Source organism: Oceanobacillus sp. FSL H7-0719 (genome assembly GCF_045040795.1).
Taxonomy (GTDB): domain Bacteria; phylum Bacillota; class Bacilli; order Bacillales; family Amphibacillaceae; genus Oceanobacillus.
Map to the genome: position 1 here is coordinate 1,199,543 of NZ_CP150301.1, position 16,822 is coordinate 1,216,364.

12 protein-coding genes are annotated in these 16,822 nt (G+C 38.2%); all 12 read right to left on the bottom strand.

The window, feature by feature from the left end; genetic code table 11:
* Positions 1-440 precede the first annotated feature (440 nt).
* A complete protein-coding gene (ftsZ, locus tag NST93_RS06530; RefSeq protein WP_405102376.1) occupies positions 441-1,580 on the bottom strand; it encodes a cell division protein FtsZ in 1,140 nt (379 codons plus the stop codon).
* A gap of 182 nt (positions 1,581-1,762) precedes the next feature.
* On the bottom strand, positions 1,763-3,046 hold the full coding sequence (gene ftsA / locus NST93_RS06535) for a cell division protein FtsA (RefSeq protein WP_405102378.1): 1,284 nt from the start codon (positions 3,044-3,046) through the stop codon (positions 1,763-1,765).
* A gap of 180 nt (positions 3,047-3,226) precedes the next feature.
* A complete protein-coding gene (locus tag NST93_RS06540) occupies positions 3,227-4,036 on the bottom strand; it encodes a cell division protein FtsQ/DivIB (protein ID WP_405102380.1) in 810 nt (269 codons plus the stop codon).
* Between the two features lie 618 nt (positions 4,037-4,654).
* Positions 4,655-5,755, bottom strand: a complete 1,101-nt coding sequence (gene spoVE / locus NST93_RS06545; RefSeq protein ID WP_405103780.1) for a stage V sporulation protein E — start codon at positions 5,753-5,755, stop codon at positions 4,655-4,657.
* A gap of 89 nt (positions 5,756-5,844) precedes the next feature.
* Positions 5,845-7,194 (bottom strand): UDP-N-acetylmuramoyl-L-alanine--D-glutamate ligase, encoded by a 1,350-nt coding sequence (gene murD, locus NST93_RS06550; RefSeq protein WP_405102382.1) that lies wholly within the window; start codon positions 7,192-7,194, stop codon positions 5,845-5,847.
* Positions 7,191-8,174, bottom strand: coding sequence for a phospho-N-acetylmuramoyl-pentapeptide-transferase (gene mraY, locus NST93_RS06555; RefSeq protein WP_405102384.1), 984 nt, complete (start codon positions 8,172-8,174; stop codon positions 7,191-7,193). The genes murD and mraY overlap by 4 nt, the downstream gene beginning before the upstream one ends.
* A 21-nt stretch (positions 8,175-8,195) precedes the next feature.
* Positions 8,196-9,584, bottom strand: coding sequence for a UDP-N-acetylmuramoyl-tripeptide--D-alanyl-D-alanine ligase (gene murF, locus NST93_RS06560; RefSeq protein WP_405102386.1), 1,389 nt, complete (start codon positions 9,582-9,584; stop codon positions 8,196-8,198).
* 60 nt (positions 9,585-9,644) lie between these two features.
* Positions 9,645-11,132, bottom strand: coding sequence for a UDP-N-acetylmuramoyl-L-alanyl-D-glutamate--2,6-diaminopimelate ligase (locus NST93_RS06565; protein ID WP_405102388.1), 1,488 nt, complete (start codon positions 11,130-11,132; stop codon positions 9,645-9,647).
* 58 nt (positions 11,133-11,190) lie between these two features.
* Positions 11,191-13,122: a stage V sporulation protein D gene (locus NST93_RS06570; RefSeq protein WP_405102390.1), complete on the bottom strand. Its 1,932-nt coding sequence runs from the start codon at positions 13,120-13,122 to the stop codon at positions 11,191-11,193.
* Positions 13,123-13,199: 77 nt separating this feature from the next.
* A complete protein-coding gene (locus tag NST93_RS06575; protein ID WP_405102392.1) occupies positions 13,200-15,446 on the bottom strand; it encodes a penicillin-binding protein in 2,247 nt (748 codons plus the stop codon).
* Positions 15,447-15,458: 12 nt separating this feature from the next.
* Positions 15,459-15,830 (bottom strand): cell division protein FtsL, encoded by a 372-nt coding sequence (gene ftsL / locus NST93_RS06580; RefSeq protein ID WP_405102394.1) that lies wholly within the window; start codon positions 15,828-15,830, stop codon positions 15,459-15,461.
* On the bottom strand, positions 15,830-16,807 hold the full coding sequence (gene rsmH / locus NST93_RS06585) for a 16S rRNA (cytosine(1402)-N(4))-methyltransferase RsmH (protein WP_405102396.1): 978 nt from the start codon (positions 16,805-16,807) through the stop codon (positions 15,830-15,832). Before rsmH ends, ftsL begins: the two co-directional genes overlap by 1 nt.
* Positions 16,808-16,822 lie beyond the last annotated feature (15 nt).

A 16,822-nucleotide genomic window follows, 5' to 3' on the forward strand; every position in this document is an offset into this window, starting at 1 on the left:
CATGAAGTATAACTTAGTCTCCGGGCAAAGTCTGTCAATTCTTGTATGCAATAAACGACTTGTTTTCACTAATAATCAGACCCTTTGTCGGAGCAGAAATACCCTGCATCGGAAAGCATAATACAAACAGGTTTAGTACGAAAGTAAAATACCCATTACTTTAATTTAGAATACACGTTCTGATCCTGTTAAAAATAAAGAGAAGAGCTGTATAAACTTGGATATCGAGAAATCCTTATAAAATTATGATTGTGGATTTCTAAACGAGTAGCTAAACAATATATAGTCCGAATGAAAGTATTCAGCAGTGTAACCTTGGATAAAATAGTTTGGAATGTATTGTTTTATCTGGGGTAAGATGAAGGTAATTTTTAATTAGTCTGGGAACACAAAAAAACAGAATGGGAATCCCATTCTGTTTTTTTCTTTATATTATTTAATTATCGGTTACGATTACGGTTTCTTAAGAAGGTTGGAATATCTAATTCGTCCTCTTCTGGTTTTGAGCGTGGAGCTGGTTGTTCGCGCTCGCGTTGAATTGGCTCTTCAGGGGCGCGTGTTGCCGCATGCTGTTTCTGATTTAATGTCGGACGAATATCTCTTTTAGCAGCTTCGGCCTTTTGTATAGCCTCATCAAATCCAGTAGCAATTACTGTTACCACAATTTCATCGTTTAGGTTTTCATTAATAACCGACCCAAAGATTACGTTAACTTCTTCATCTGCTGCATTTGTTACAAGGTCTGCAGCTTCTTGAACTTCATAAAGACTCAAGTTCGTACCACCCGTAATATTCATAAGAATACCATGAGCTCCATCGATTGATGTTTCAAGCAATGGTGAAGAAATAGCTTTTTTCGCTGCTTCTGTTGCACGTGTTTCACCTGTTGCAACACCGATTCCCATTAATGCTGAACCTTTATCAAACATAATTGTTTTAACGTCAGCAAAGTCCACGTTGATTAAACCTGGCTTAGCAATCAGATCTGAAATACCTTGCACCCCTTGGCGAAGAATATTATCAGCCTCGCGGAAAGCCTCTAACATTGGAGTATTCTTATCTACAATTTCCAATAAACGATCGTTTGGAATGACAATTAATGTATCAACATTGCTCTTTAATGTATCAATTCCAGAAACCGCTTGGTTAGAGCGTCTTCTTCCTTCAAAGGAGAACGGGCGGGTAACAACACCTACTGTTAAAGCGCCAAGTTCTTTTGCAACCTGAGCAATAACAGGAGCAGCACCTGTACCTGTTCCTCCACCCATTCCTGCAGTTACGAAGATCATATCTGCACCGGAAAGTACTTCTTCCAACTGTTCTTTACTTTCTTCAGCAGCTTTTTTACCTACTTCAGGATTTGCACCCGCACCTAAACCACGTGTTAACTTAGTACCAATTTGAACTTTCGTTTCAGCCTTGGATAAGTTTAGAGCCTGTGCATCCGTGTTGACTGCAATAAACTCAACACCTTCTACCCCATGCTCAATCATACGGTTGACAGCGTTATTTCCACCTCCGCCAACACCGATTACTTTTATTTTTGCTAATTCCTCCATATTTGTATCAAACTCTAACATACTTTGTTCCTCCTAATATGCAAAATTACAAGCGTTCTAGAAGCTAATTTAATAAGAGATTGTCCAAAAAACTAGATGAAATAAAGCTTTTCAGTTTGTTTCATAGCTTTATCTTTCTTTTTTGAACACACACCATAAGAGGTCTATATCAATTTTAAATATGTCTTTTCAAACTGAATATATCAATCAAAGAAATATTTAAACAAATTAGCAATTCCAGAGTCTTTTTTCTTCTTATTTTCTCTTGGTTCTTTAGACTTTGGTTGTTTTGGACTACGTTTTGGTTTTGCTTCTTGATCCATCTCAGCAATTGCTGGATATAATTCTTTACCTTGTATTTTCGCATTACGATAGGCGAATTGCAAGATACCTACACCTGTTGTATATAATGGTTCTCTCACACCTATGTAATCTGGAATTGCAATACGAACATTTGAGTAAAACAGACTTTGAGCAAGTTCAAGTGTTCCAGTCATAGCCATTGTACCACCAGTCAGAACATATCCTCCCGGCAATTCGTGATATCCCATTCTCCTGATTTCTCTTTCAGCGAATGCGAAAATCTCTTCCAATCTAGCTTCAATCATATCAGAAATTTGCAATTGATTGTATGTTTGTCTCACATTGCTTCCGATTATTGAGACATCAAACGTCTCATCTTCCTGCGCATCATCATAAAAAGCATGTCCATAGTTTACTTTGACTTCTTCAGCTTCATCGGTCGATGTTCTCAAACCAATCGATAAATCCTTTGTAATGTTATCCCCGCCGAGATTTATCACACTCGTAGCTGCTAAGTGGTCATTTTCAAATATAGAAACCGTTGTGCATCCGCCGCCAACGTCAATCAGTGCAACTCCCATATTTTTCTCATCATCTGAGAGAGCAATCATTCCCGCTGCCAGCGGTGACAAGCAGATGTCCGATACTTCAAGTCCTGCACGCTCTACACATTTCAGTGTGTTATGTAAAACAGTTTTCGAACAAGTTATTAATGTACCTTCCATTTCCAGACGGACACCAATCATCCCTCTGGGATCTGTAATGCCATCAAGGCCATCGACGATAAATTGCTGTGGAACTACATCAATGATTTCACGTTCAGGTGGAACAGATACGACCTGTGCACCATCAATAACTCTTGTAATATCCTCATCGCCAATTTCTCTATCTTCACTTTGTACAGCAACGACACCATGACATGACTGCAGTCCAATGTGGCTGCCATTTATTCCAACAACTACTCTTCCAATCTGCATTCCAACCATTCGTTCCGCCTGTTCCACTGCGTTACGAATCGATTGTACAGTCTGATCAATATCAACAATTGCACCTTTTTTCATTCCAAGGGATTTTGCTGTACCGACACCGATTATATTCAATGAATCACTTAATACTTCTCCAATTATTACTTTAATTTTCGTAGTCCCTATATCCAGACTTACGAGAATTTCACTATTATTCAAAGAAAAGGCACCCCCTCATTCAACGTAACAATTCATAAATAGTTATATTCATATTTTAATAGTTTCAACATAACAAGCTTGAATTCCTTTTTTCCAGGAAAAATATAGTTAATGGTTATATACTCTTTCGTAAATGAGGAAAAGTTTATGTCCTTTCAAAAGTTAAAATGAAAATAACAATTACTCAGCAATCTCATCTGCTTCTTCAACTTCATCGTCTGAAGTTTCTTGCTCCTCTTCTGTGAAAGCTTCAAAATATACACCAACACCTACATGGATAACTCCCTTTACCTCTGGATCTAACTGGGAAACAACAGACGGATATGCAGTCATTCCTTCTGCAAAGTCCCTAATTGTTCCTTGTACAATAAATCCATCACTCATATACAAAAAAATGTTGTTTTTATTGTCTTCTTCTGGTTCCCAATGTACTTCAGAAATCAAGTCCAGTACATCCTCAGGCAAACTTTTAAGTTCACTTGCTATCTTACTCAAGTATTCTTTATCTGTAAACCCAATCATTAATGGAGCTTCACCATTAAAGTGACTGTATGCTGCGGTTTCCAGCATTTCTCCATTTTCAAGCACCGGATAAAACTTTCCTTGATCTTCGATAAAACCAATAATCTGTTTCTCAGCAATATCAATGGAAATAGTCCATGGCAGCTTCTTAGAAACCATTGCCTCATCGATAATCGGATTTTCTTTAAGTTTATTTTCTGTGTCAGATACATCTACAGTCCAAATATTCGTCTTTGTGTCAATTTCAATACTCTTGGTAATTTCTTCATCAGTTACAAAGGTATTATTTTGAATATCAATTGTTTTTACATGGCTTAATGGAGATTGTAAATAGACGATAATAGAAATTAAGAAGAAAAATATAGTCATGTAGAATATCAAACGCCGGTTTGCTTTTTTCTTGCGAGCTTCCTTCAGTTTAGGAATACGGTCTTCTATAGAAACAATATTCTTGTTATTCTTGTTCATCCCCATTTCTTCCTTTATCAATATACTAACCTTATTATTATAGTTTAATAATAAAAAAGGTATACGGCAATGAATTTGCCGTCATCATCTAGTTATTAGAATTATATCATAGTTTCACTGTTAACATACAGTTTACTTCACATAGTTTTTAAGTTTTTCTGCTCAATAAACCAATTCTTTTGTACTAAATGTATCTAAACTGGAATTCTTTATAAATAAGAGGAATAAATTACCGTTATTTTTGCTATTTATTACCTGAATTCGCCACTGGCAGCCTGTCGCCCAACACTTTCATTTTCCAAGTACAGCTGGTCAGCATCTAAATATCACTATCGTACTTCATAGACTCCACCAGGTCTTTCCTCCCACTATTTACGTGAGGTGTTTTATTGTGCCGCAAATAGGATTAAACGTGAATACGAAATAAGTTCAGGGACTGAATAATCTAGAATGCCGACCCATTTCACTTACAATTTTATATCTTCATAAGTGTTTTTTCCAATGGACTTACTTGCCGGAACGCAATATGTATAAGAACAAAACTACTTCCTCTTATTGGGAAGCTCGTCCAGCTTGTTAGCAAAATGTGAACGAGCTGCAGATGTCTCGAATAAATGCTTATATTCGTGAGTGAATACTAATATTTAATAGGATTCCTACTGAACAAAGTGTCAGGGTGAGCGATGACCCGCCGTAGCTTAAGAATGGCAGGGTAATGCCTGTTACGGGTATTAATCCGATGACAACACTGATGTTGATCATTGCTTGAATGGCAATCATTGCTACAATTCCAATTGCTAAATAACGAGCAAATGGATCCGTATTTTCCAGCGCGACCTTCACACCGCGCCAAAGGAGCAGAAAAAACAGCAGAATTACAGCAGTTCCTCCAATGAATCCTAGCTCCTCTGCTAAGATTGCAAAAATAAAATCAGTTTGGGGTTCTGGTAAATAAAAGTATTTCTGTAGACTATTCCCTAAACCAAGCCCCATTAATCCTCCTGGTCCAATAGCATAAAGTGATTGAATGATTTGAAAGCCGTCTCCTAAAGGGTCCTCCCAAGGATTTAAAAAAGCTGTTATACGGTTAATCCGGTATGGTGCCGATATAATAAGTAAGGCGAAGCCTACAATTCCTAAAACACCCAGACTCACAAAATGGGAAACCCGTGCACCTGCAATAAAAATCATCGTGATGCAAGTTAATACAAGTACAAGTCCTGTTCCTAAGTCAGGCTGCAGCATAATCAGACCAAAGGCAGTAAAAGTAAGTAACAGGCACGGTAAAAAGCCTTTTGTCAGTGAAGTAATATATTTTTGTTTTTCAGAAAGCAATGCAGCTAAAAATACAATTAAACCTAGTTTCATAAATTCGGAGGGCTGTATACTAAAAGCACCTACACCAATCCAGCTTTGCGCTCCTCCCCTTACCATGCCGATTCCAGGAATTAATACTGCAATTAATAATATAAAACAACCAAATAAAATAATGTTTACATACTTTTTCCAAGTGGTGTAAGGAATAAACATAAAAATAAACATGGCAATCACACCAGCGCCCGCAAATAACAGCTGCCTTTTCAAATAATACAAAGAGTCATCATATTTATACTCCGACCATATATGAGAGGCACTATAAACCATAATCACCCCGATTATTAAAAGAGCAAATATAACAGTGAGCAAAACAATATCTGGACGATTCTCGGCCTTAGCCAGTCGTTTAAACAAGAAAATACCCCTTTCTCTTTTTAAGAATAGGGGCATTTCTTTTTCATGATGAGTTTATAATAAGTATAGACAAGCCCCTACATAAGTTTATGTACGGCCTCGATAAATATGTCTCCTCTTTCTTCGAAAGTCGCATATTGATCCCAACTTGCGCAAGCTGGGGAAAGCAATATGACATCCTCCTCTGCTGAAAGATCGTATGCACTTTTAACTGCTTCTTCGACATTTTCTGCAGCAATTACAAACTCTATATTTGCTTTCTGGGCGGCTTCAATTAATTTATCTTTTGTCTCACCAAAGCAGACCATTGCTTTTACATTGTCAAGATATGGAATTAACTCCGAAAAATCATCCCCACGATCAAGGCCGCCTGCAAGAAGAATAACTGGTTGCTTAAAAGAGCTTAAAGCTTTACGAGTTGCAAGCATGTTTGTTGCCTTTGAATCATTATAAAATAAGCGACCTGCTTTCTTTCCAATAAATTGCAGGCGGTGCTTTACTCCCTGAAAAGCAGCAAGTACTTGTTCAATACCTTTATTCGTTGCACCTGCTAATTTAGCAGCAGAAACAGCCGCTAAGATATTTTCCAAATTATGCTCACCGACAAGAACAATTTTACGACGTTCAATAACTTTTTCACCTTGAAAATAAACATAATCTTCATCTGCATAAGCTCCATTGTCAACCTTCCTTTTTACGGAGAAAGGAATAAGCTTTGCTTTTGATAAAGGCACCGCATCAAGAATTGCCGGGTCTTCAGCATTATATACTAAAAAGTCTTCTTCTGTTTGATTCTTAAAGATATTATACTTTGCCTGCTTGTAATTTTCCAACGTTTTATGATAATCGAGATGGGCAGAAAAGACATTTAAGATAACAGCTATATTTGGTCGAAATGTTACTGTTCCTTGCAGTTGAAATGATGAAAGCTCCAGTACCAGAGTCTCTTCTTCCACAAGTGTTTCTGCAGTTTCAGTGGCAACAATTCCAATATTTCCAGCTACCTTCACTGGTTGATCACTTTTCTGGAGCATTTCTGTTGTAAGTGTTGTTGTAGTTGTTTTACCATTTGAACCAGTTATTCCAATTAGAGTTCCAGGTACTAACTGATAAGCAAGTTCAATTTCAGTGACAATTGAAATTTTTCTTTTCATTGCCTCTTGTAAAATTGGATTATCATATGGAATACCGGGATTTTTAACAATCAATTCCATGTTATCTAAAACAGTTAATGGATGCGAACCTAAAACAACGTCAGCTCCAAGACTCACTAATTCCTGTACATCTTGGGAATTTTCCTGTGCGTTCATATCATTAATACGAACGTTTTTTCCATTTCTTAATAATGTTTTAGCTGCAGCCGTCCCACTTCTAGCTAGACCTAATACAAGTATATTCTGATATGGGAAGTTTATTAATTTCTTCAATTCAAGCCCACCTCTATAAAGATACCTAATGCTGCAAACACAAGACCTACCAGCCAGAAGGTAGTCACAACTCTCCATTCGGACCAACCTAAAAGCTCATAATGATGGTGTAATGGACTCATTTTAAATACGCGTTTTCCAGTTGTCTTAAAGGAAATCACCTGAATGATTACCGATAATGTTTCAATAACAAACACACCGCCGATGATTACTAATAATATTTCCATCTTTGTAAGAATTGCAATTCCAGCAATTGCTCCCCCTAAAGCCAACGACCCAGTGTCTCCCATAAATACTTTGGCAGGGTGCGCATTAAAAACAAGAAATCCAAGCAATGCTCCAACAGCTGCTAATGCAAAAATAGCTATTTCAGTTTGAGGAATACCATACCAGGCCAGGATTGCAAATGCACCAAAAGCAATTGTAGCCGTACCCGCAAGCAAGCCATCCAGTCCATCAGTCAGATTCACTGCATTGGATGAACCTACAAGCATGAAAATAACTAGTAATGCATAGAACCAGCCCAATTCCCATTGGATATTTGTTCCTGGAATTTGAATATATGTTGAAAAATCATTTGCTTGTAAAACAAAGAAAAAGATTAACGCAATTACAATCTGGCCGATTAGTTTTTGTAAGGATGTTAATCCCAGATTTCGTTTCATTACTACTTTGATAAAATCATCCAGAAAGCCGAGCAAACCATAGCCCAGCAATACAAGAAGCAATAACCAAAGCTCATAGCCAATTCCTGCATTCACTTTCCATGTAACAATAAGCGAAGTAATAAGTATGCTTAATATTATCATAATACCGCCCATTGTCGGCGTCCCGCTCTTTTTAAGATGTGATTGCGGTCCTTCTTCCCTTATGCTTTGTCCAAATTTCAATCTTCGCAAAAATGGAATGAAAATTGGCGAAAATAGGACAGTAACTAGAAATGCTATCCCTATTGTCATGATTAATACTGTTAAGTTCACGTTTAGTTCCTCCTCCGTCCACTACTGTTCCTCATTTTCCTCTTGTATAATTAATTGATCTACCATTGACTCAAATGCAAGTCCGCGGGATGCTTTAAATAATACGATGGCGTCTTTATCCAACTCTTTTTCCAGGTCAGCTAACAGCAATTCTTTTGTAGCATAGTGGCTGTTTGAAACGGCATTATTATTTTTACTGACCTCTTCTGTTATAAAAGCAGCATTCTCCCCATAAGTATATAAATGAGTGATAGGCTCGGTAACTGCCTGAGCAATATCACGATGCATTTCTATAGCGTAGCTGCCAAGCTCTAATACATCGCCAAGTACAATTATTTTCTTTGAGAAGCCCTCCATCTGTTTAATCACTTCAATGGCACCTTTCATTGAAGTTGGCGAAGCATTATAGGAATCGTTGACAATCATTGCACCCTGTTTTGCTGGAAGCAATTCAAAACGCATGGATGTATGTTTCAAGTTACGTAATGCTTCTTTCTGTTTTTCAACAGGAACCTTCAGTTCTTCAGCAATTGTCAATGCAAAACCAGCATTCTTCGCATGATGTTTCCCAAATAACGCGACATCAAATTCTTCTCCATTATTCAAACTAAATGTTGTGCCATCAACAGTTATATCTGTCCCTATAATTTGCTTGTCATTTTTATCGAGAAAACCAACTGTTTTTATACTGATCTGTTTATCTGTATGTATATCTTCTAATAAAGGCTCGTCTCCATCGACAATTAACATACCTTCAGGTTTTAAACCATTGATAATTTCCAGTTTAGCTTTTGCAATACCTGCTCTGGATCCTAAAAACTCTATGTGAGACTCACCGATGTTTGTGATTATTGCATAGTCTGGCCGTGCAATTTTCGTCAATGCATCAATTTCACCAAAGCGATCCATTCCCATTTCAAGAACGAGAACCTCTGTATCTCTCGGCATAGAAAGAATGGTCAGCGGCAAGCCAATCTGATTGTTAAAGTTTCCTGAAGTGTAATGTGTCCGATAAGTTGAACTGCACAATGACGCAACTAAGTCTTTTGTCGTTGTTTTTCCATTCGAACCTGTAATTCCAATAACGACGGGATGAATCACATTACGGTAATAATGCGCAAGCTGTTGGAGTCCTTTTATCGTATCTTCTGTAGAGAATACAGGAAAATCTTTCGGGATGGAATTCGGCAATTCCTCCTTCTCATCCCAAATAACGGCAGCTGCACCATTTTTAATAGCATCTGTCACATAATCATGCCCATTAAAGTTCTCTCCCACTATCGGCACAAATAATGAGTGGGGAGCATGTACACGACTGTCTGTATTCACACAATTTATTTCAATTGCATCATATATATTTCCACCGTGCTTTGTAAATAATTGTTTTAATTCTTCCAGTTTAAATAGCATAATCGTATACTCCTTAACCTAATAATATATCAGTTCAAAAGACACAAGATACTTGCTGAATCAGTTCTGCTGTATTTTTTGAACTTGCTTCAATATAGCGTTCCTTGCAACCAGACGATCATCAAATGGAAGCTTCTTTCCCGCTATATCCTGATATGTTTCATGCCCTTTACCCGCGATAACTACAATATCACCTGGATTGGCATAGCTCATTACTTTTTCAATTGCAAGCTTACGATCCTCTTCTATTTCATAATTCGCAGACTGTTTATCCAATCCGGAGGTCATATCAGCCAGGATATCCTTTGGGTCTTCTGTTCTCGGGTTATCACTCGTAAAAACAGCGAAATCTCCCTTATCTACAGCAATTCTTGCCATTTCCGACCGTTTTGTCTGATCTCTATCTCCACCACAGCCAACAACAAGATATACATTCCCTGTTGTAAGCACCTTCGTTGTTTCTAAAATATTTTTTAACGCATCTGGTGTATGTGCGTAATCAACAATTACCGTGTAATCCTGACCAGCCTGCACTGTTTCAAAACGGCCTGGAACAGCAGCAATATGCTCAAGTGCCTGTTTTATTGTAATTAAAGGAACACCATTTACTATCGCTGCTGCACTTGCTGCCAGCATATTATATATGTTAAATTTGCCAATAAGCCTACTCGTAATTTTAACTGTTCCCAGTGGTGTTTTCAATCTAAATATTGTCCGCTCTGAAAAAAGCTGTATACTCGTTGCCATTATATCCGCTTTATTATGCATTCCATAGGTTACTACAGATTGTGCTGTCATTTTCTTTAACTCATTTGCATAGCTGTCATCTGCATTTATTACTGCATATTTATCTTTATGATTATAAGTGTTTCCGAGCCTTGAAAACAAGAGACTTTTTGCATAGAAATATTTCCATTCATTACCATGATAATCTAGATGATCCTGAGAAAGATTAGTAAAAATAACCGTATCGAAATCGCATCCATAAACTCTTCCAATATCCAGTGCATGAGAAGAAACTTCCATGATAACTTGCTCAATCCCCGCCTCTTTCATTTGCTTAAACAAGCGCTGTAAAGCTAAAGCATCAGGGGTTGTATTATTTGTTTTATAAACCTTATCCTCAAGTTTGGTTTGAATTGTACCAATTACCCCAGTCTTTCTTCCATATGTTTGATAAATTTCTTCCAAGAGATAAGTAACTGTTGTTTTTCCATTTGTCCCTGTAACTCCAATAAGAGGAAGTTCAGCAGTCGGATATTGATAAAATTTATTTACTATTTGTGCTAGCGCTCGAGTTGTATCAGATACTTGGATGACAGGTATTTCTGTATTCACGTTTTCTTCCACAATTAGTGCCTTAGCTCCATTCTTGATAGCTTCGCCGACATATAAATGCCCATCTGTCTGGAAGCCTCTTATACAGATAAATAGACTTCCAGGTTTTACTTTTCTGGAATCTATTTCTACTCCCGTAATTTCAATCTCTTGATAGTCGACTGGATTGTCTGCAAAAGGAAGAATAGAAATGAGTTCACTTAATTTCATTTGAGCACCCTTTTCATAGATATTATACCGATGTGAAAAGGATAATAAATTGCCCGGATTATGAATTACTATCACTTAAGAAGATCCGTATTTTAGCCCCTTGTTCTACTTTTTCTCCAGCCTTTGGCTCTTGATCAATAATTTTCTCACCAGTACCATTGACATCAATAGATAAATTGAGCAAATACTCGGTAAGGTCTTCTGGTGATAAACCTACTAGATCAGGAACTTCAACTAATGGTTCTTCTGGCCATTGATACTCTTTTTCAATACCATCTTTTCTTTTTTCAATCCCCATTACACTTAAACTGTCTTCAATAATCGTTCCTACAATCGGAGCTGCAACAACCCCACCAAATTGAACTGTATTTTTAGGATTATCTACCGCTACATAAACGACAATTTCTGGATCATCAGCCGGCGCAAACCCTATAAAAGAAACAATGTAGTTATTTTGCATATATCGTCCATCAGGACCAACTTTTTGAGCAGTTCCGGTTTTTCCTCCCACTCGGTACCCTTCAACATATGCAGGTCTGCCTGTACCCTGTGCAACAACCGACTCAAGGGCATATCTTAACTCCTCAGATGTTGTCTTGGAAATAACTTGTTTCTTTAAATTTGGCTCGTTTTTTTCCACTGCTTCCTCTGTAACTGGGTCTATCCATTCATCAGCAATATACGGTTCATACAGGTAACCCCCATTTACAGCAGCTGTTACAGCCATTACCTGTTGAATAGGAGTTACTGAAACCCCTTGTCCAAAAGCGGTTGTAGCGAGCTCCAATGGTCCAACATTCTCCGGATTAAAAAGGATTCCCGTACCCTCACCTTGCAAATCTACTCCAGTTTTTGCACCAAAGCCAAAGTTCTCGATATATGAAAATAAACGATCTGTTCCGAGCTTTTGCCCCAAAGTTACAAAACCCGGGTTACAGGAGTTTTGAACAACTTCTAAATAGGTTTGATGTCCATGTCCACCACTTTTCCAGCAATGAATCTCTGTACCCGCTACATTAATATCACCATCATCATGAAAATGATCATTTTCAAGGTCAATTACTTTTTCTTCTAGCGCTGCTGCCAGAGTAATAATCTTGAAAGTTGATCCAGGTTCATATGTGCTCCAAATTGGCAGGTTTCTATCAAAAATCTCTGCATCTACTTCCTGATAATTCTCGGGGTCAAAATTTGGACGTGTCGTCATCCCAAGTACCCCACCGGTTTTCGGATTAACAGCTATTGCCATTGCACCATCCGGGTTATATTTAAGTACTGCAAGGTCAAGCTCTCTTTCCATAATCGCCTGAACTTCTGAATGGATGGTTGTTTTTAAGTGTAATCCATCCTGTGGCGGGTGATACACATCAGCTAGAGTATCCATCCTTTTTCCCTTAGCGTCAGAATAAAAAGATAAACTGCCAGCCTGTCCGTTTAATTTATCATCATAATAACTTTCAAGCCCCATTAATCCTTGGCTATCAATTCCTGTAAAACCAAGCACGTGGCTCAATGCTGTACCATCCGGATAATGTCGCTTGGAATCCTTCGCTAAATATACCCCGGGCAAATTTAATAATCGTACAGCTTCTTCCGCTTCTTCAGAAACTTTTATTCCTTCTGGACGAATCGTCACACTTGATGCCTGCTTTGTAATTGTAGCGTAGACCTCATCAACCGGCGCCTGCAGAACCTTTGCCAATTTTTCCGCTGTTGCCTGCGGATCGAGTACTTGTCTTGGTACAACGACAACAGTTGGGGCGGTAACATTCTCTGCAAGCGTCTTACCTTCAGTATCGAGAATGTTTCCTCGTTCTGGCGCAAAGACAATATCTCTCGTCCATAAATTATTCGCCTCTTCATGCAGTTTATCCCCAATTACGAATTGTACATATCCTAGTCTGAATATAATAACGAACAAGAGGAAAAAAGCAAAAAGAAAAACAGCAACTATTCGTTTTTTAACCGTTATAGTAGATACCCGTTTCATACCTGCACTCCTTCATAGATAGGCTTGTATCCACTATATGTGATTTAAAAAACGAATAGAACACTGTTTACCTGTAATTATTCATTTGTATTATTTTCATCATCCTGCTGTTCTTTTTCATCTTCATTTGGATCTTCAAGCGGTTTCTTTTCTTCATTCGGAGGCAAGAATTCAACCCCTAAATAATCCCCTTGCTTAATTGGTGTATCCTGAGCAATTCCCTGCATAACGACATATCCATTCCCCGTACTTTCCAGTTGAAGTTCTAGCATATCTGCGAATTGCACAACTTCCCGCTTCGACCAGCCCATTATGTTCGGCATGCTTGGCTTATCAGTAATCAGAATAACATGCTTGTTAGGCAACATCTTTTCGCCAGGTTCAATATTTGCATCGGTAATCTTTTCACCATTTCCAACAACGGTTACTTTTAGATTTTTTTCCTGCAATACTTTAACAGATTGTGCTGTGCTCTTTCCAACGAGCTCAGGAGCCTTGATTTTCTCTATGCTTGTTCCTTCTTCTTCTTCAGGAGTAATATTTAAATAATGCAAACTATTTTCCATGACATTTTTTACAATAAATGAAACTGGTTTCGAACCGTATTCGGACAGTTCCAATTCCGGCTGCTGTACGGATACATAAATAATCAGTTCTGGATCCTCTATTGGCGCCATTCCCAGGAATGAGAATAATAATTCACTTCTTCCATTTAAATAGCCGCCGCCATTCGGGTTTGGTATTTCAGCAGTACCAGTTTTCCCGCCAATGGAGTAATCCTCCAGCCGGAAGACTTTACCTGTCCCATAATCTTTTTCCACTACATCTTGCAATAATCCACGCACTTGTTTAGCGGTTTCTGCAGAAATTGGTTCCGAAACGACAGTCGGTTCCTTTTTCTCCAAGATTTCTCCAGTAGTTGAGTCAATAATTTTGCCAATTACATACGGTTGCAGCATTTTTCCGTCATTTGCGATAGCAGTTGCAGCTTTCATCATTTGAATTGGAGTTACCGTGCTTCCTTGTCCAAATGCAGCAGTAAGTTTTTCAAGTGGCCAGTTATAAAGGATCTCCCCTGCAATTTCGCCGGGCAAATCAATTCCAGTAGGTTTATCAAAATCAAATGCCTGCAGGTACTCAAGGAACTTTTCCGTTCCAATTTTTTCCCATACAAGCTTTGATGCAGCTACGTTGGATGAACGGGCAAAGCCTTCATCAAAGCTTATCGTTCCCCAGCCTTCCCCTTTATTATGGTCGGGAATCGGACTTATTTTTTCATTTACTTTATAAGTACCAGACATGAAACCTTCGCCGCCATTATATACGCCTTCTTGAATCGCAGCAGCCCACGTAAACATTTTCACTGTGGAACCTGGTTCAATTGGAGTGGAAACAACGTCATTATACCAGTTCTCAACATTAGAAGGATTATTTGGATTGTAGCTTGGCCTAGTACTCATAGCTAAAACTTCTCCGGTTTTAGCATGCATGACAATACCTGTCATTCTTTCTGGATTATATTCAGCATCAACCGTAGTTAGAGCTTCATCTAACAATGTTTGAATCTTTTGATCTAGTGTTAAGTAGACATCATCGCCATCCTCAGGCGCTTTGATAATTTCTTTAGGGTCTAGTAATCTCGTATTATAGAGGTCACGCTGGTAGGATATATAGCCATCTTTACCACGCAATAACCCATCCATTTCATTTTCCATTCCAGCAATTCCCTGGACCTCGGTTTTTATTCCATCTTCTGTTTCAACATCTGTCTCTCTTGCAAACCCTATGATGTGGGAAGCAAATACGCCATTTGGATAATAGCGCATCGGCTCTTCTTCAAAATAGATTCCAGGCAGCTTTAGCGCTTCAATTTCTTCCTTTTCCTTTTGGGTTAAGTGTTTACCCGGGTTTCCGAATTCAACCTGAAAACGCTCTTTGTCCATTCCACTTTGAAATGCCTCTACTAAAACACCTGGTTCAACATCCATTATTGTTGCAAGTTTCTTTGAAGTTTCTTCTGGGTCTTCGACATGTCTCGGTTTGTCCGGATCGTCTGTATAGGTTTCATCAATAACTGCGTAGACTCTATATGTCGGTCGGTCATAGGCTAATACCATTCCGTTTTTATCGTAGATCTTCCCTCGTTCTGCACGAATAGAATAAGAGGAAGTGCGTTTTTGCTCTGCCCATTCCTCTAACGAAATATTATTCACTTCACCTGTGGCCTGTATATAAATAAATCTTCCAGTCAAGACTAAAAATACTGCAGCAAAAAGGATGATAAAAATCCCCGCCATCATATGAGTTGTCTTGTTTTTCCTCACATTAATTGCCCCTTACTCTTTATCTACGACCTTTGCTTGTTTAACCTCAGCATTTTGAATTTTTAGTCCATGTCCTTCAGCAATCGAGATAATTCTTTCTGGACGGGATAGTTCTTTAACTTCAAATGCTAATCCTTCATTCGTTACTTTCTGTTTTTGCACAGTTGTTTCTAACTTCTGAAGGTCACGGTTCATTGAGTCTGTCGCTGAAGATAAGGATACCATAAAAATGCCTGCAATAATAACGCCAGCTGCGATTATGGAATAAATTACTTTTTCTCCTTTTGTTACCCAGCCTTGTTTTTTAACTTTAACTGGAACTTTACTTGGCGATTGCTTTGGACTTGGAGTTGTTTGCCAGCTCCGTGCATGATTAGCACTCATTACTTTCTCCACCCTTCCCCGAATGTAAATTCATCATTCCATTGTTCTTTTTTCTCTACTATTCTTAGCTTAGCTGAACGCGAACGGCGATTTTCCTCCAATTCGTTATTTTCAGCTACAATTGGTTTTCTTGTAATTAATTTGAAGGGAGCTTGATGCCCTTCAGGTATAACCGGCAAGTTTCTAGGTGTTTCTTTTGCTGTACTCCATTTTTTAAAAGCTTGTTTACATAAACGATCTTCTAAGGAATGGAAGGTAATTACTACGATTCTTCCATCAATACTTACTGTTTTTGCTGCTTGATGCAACGCCTCATTGAAAGCACCTAACTCATCATTTACAGCTATTCGAATTGCTTGAAAAATCCTTTTCGCTGGATGTCCGCCTTTTCTTCTTGCTGGAGCGGGAATAGCCTCCTTGATAAGTTCTACAAGTTCAAAGGTTGTTTCAATTTTTGCCGTTTTTCTTCTTTCCTCAATCTTCCTTGCAATCTGTTTAGAGAATTTCTCCTCACCATATTGGAAAAATATCGAGACTAATTTTTCATATGGCCACTCATTTACGATTTCAAAAGCTGTTAATTCATTGTCTTGATTCATTCGCATATCCAGTTTTGCATCCTGCTGATAACTAAAGCCTCTTTCACCTCGGTCCAGCTGTGGGGATGAAACTCCTAAATCGAATAAAATGCCATCTGCTTCATTAATGCCGTGTTTTTCTAATTCATCTTCTAATTGTCTGAAGTTTGCATGGATAAAAAGTATCCGGTCAGCATACGCTGCAAGCCTTCCCTTAGCTGCTTCCAATGCATCTTTATCTTGATCAAAGGCTATTAATAATCCATCTTCGTTTAACTGTGAAGCGATTTCTAATGAATGTCCTCCACCGCCTACTGTGCAATCGATGTATGTACCTGTTGGCTTAATATCCAGACCATCTATTGTTTCTTTTTTTAATACGCTGTAATGCTCGAACAAAATATCACCTGCTTC

What these genes read in the sequence shown, in the direction of transcription:
- NST93_RS06540 (WP_405102380.1), bottom strand. Translation starts at nt 4,036, where the DNA reads ATGAACAAGAATAACAAGAATATTGTTTCTATAGAAGACCGTATTCCT.
- NST93_RS06570 (WP_405102390.1), bottom strand. Translation starts at nt 13,122, where the DNA reads ATGAAACGGGTATCTACTATAACGGTTAAAAAACGAATAGTTGCTGTT.
- ftsL (WP_405102394.1), bottom strand. Translation starts at nt 15,830, where the DNA reads ATGAGTGCTAATCATGCACGGAGCTGGCAAACAACTCCAAGTCCAAAG.
- murF (WP_405102386.1), bottom strand. Translation starts at nt 9,584, where the DNA reads ATGCTATTTAAACTGGAAGAATTAAAACAATTATTTACAAAGCACGGT.
- NST93_RS06565 (WP_405102388.1), bottom strand. Translation starts at nt 11,132, where the DNA reads ATGAAATTAAGTGAACTCATTTCTATTCTTCCTTTTGCAGACAATCCA.
- ftsZ (WP_405102376.1), bottom strand. Translation starts at nt 1,580, where the DNA reads ATGTTAGAGTTTGATACAAATATGGAGGAATTAGCAAAAATAAAAGTA.